Genomic DNA, 1,396 nt, shown 5'->3' with positions numbered 1-1,396 from the left:
GTACTAGAGTCTATTGATGAATTTATAACATTCTTTTAGCATATTTCAAAAGGTCTTAATTTAACGACTTCTACTATACTTTTTCTAACAAGAAACCATTCCGGTTGGGCCAGGGAACCCACCGGTAACCATCGCTCTGAAAGCAATAAACTTTCTTATGTAGTCGATTACAGTCGCGCGATAGATAATTTCCTTGTCGGGCTACTTTCCCAGAAGACAAATTTTTGCTCTGTTTTTAAGAATTTTGATCTCGAAAAACACCCTCTCTTTCAGATCTTGTTACCTTTTTCACGTTTACTGAGACTGATCGTGGATTCTTTTTGAACCTTGCTGAATCATTATATCTAGTAATTGACGATGGGTCTGCTCACATTTTTTCTGGGTATTCTTAAGTTTTTCTCTGTTTTGTTCAAGGATTTGATACTGATTTTGAATTTGTTTCCGCTGCTCTTGGAGCTCAAGTGCTTCATTCTCAAGCTCTTTTTTAAGCTTTTGAAGCAAATGATTTTTTTTGTCGCAGACTTCTAAACTACCCTGCAACTTAGAATCCAAATGTTCGCATTTTTCTATCCTGTGTTGGATGTTCTGAGAGTGTACCTCTGCTGCATTGAGTACCTTTTGAAGCTTTTCGATGATTGTTTGAAGCTTTTTATCTGCTTCAAGCGCTGAACCCTGATTATCACCACTGTCTACCCCTTGCTCAAGATGGATATTCTCAAGACTCTGTGTAATCTCCTGAATTTGGCTTTGCTGTTGGCGCTCCTGATTTTCAGGAACACACACTGCCTGAGCCCTAGCTGCACGCGTGTTTAGAATGTCCTGCTTTTCGCTTTCACAGCGTTGTTGAAGCGTTCTATGCTCGTCTCTTGCCAAATATAATTTATCCAGATAAATTTTGTTTTTTTGTCTTGCAGCATCAAATTCTTCCAGAGACCCTTTATTTTTTTCAATATCATCTGTACACTGGTTTAGACGTGCTTGAATAGTCTGGCTGGCTGTCTCAATATGTTTCCAGTTTTCATCAAGCGTCTCACTTAGAACAGAAAAATTTTGTTGACTCTTCATAATTTCTTGAATCTTAGTCTCAATAGTTTCAAGTCGTTCTTTGTACCAGGCCTTCTCATCTTGTACCCTATGGTCTTGCTGAAATCCCTGCTGCGGTGGGTTTTCTTGCGCTTGGGGAGCACCATTGGGAACACTCTGATTTTGGAGAGGTGGATTTTTTTCATCCTCAGCATCATTCCCAGCCTGTGCAGCCTGTTGTGCGGTAAATATTCCTATTGTCAATACTGTAAACATATATTTTAATTTCAAATTCATCAAAAAATATCCATAAAAAAATCACTGTTTGAGTTTAGGCATACTGTTCCTTTCTGTCAAGAGAAAATGTTCATGA

1 protein-coding gene is annotated in these 1,396 nt (G+C 38.5%); it reads right to left on the bottom strand.

Annotated elements, in window-relative coordinates; genetic code table 11:
- Positions 1-294: 294 nt before the first annotated feature.
- Complete coding sequence (locus HCUR_RS00690) at positions 295-1,320, bottom strand: coiled-coil domain-containing protein (protein WP_129591795.1); 1,026 nt, start codon at positions 1,318-1,320, stop codon at positions 295-297.
- Between the last annotated feature and the right edge of the window lie 76 nt (positions 1,321-1,396).

Source organism: Holospora curviuscula (genome assembly GCF_002930195.1).
Taxonomy (GTDB): domain Bacteria; phylum Pseudomonadota; class Alphaproteobacteria; order Holosporales; family Holosporaceae; genus Holospora; species Holospora curviuscula.
Note: the sequence above shows the minus strand (reverse complement) of the source record. Positions and strands in the feature narration are given on the sequence as shown.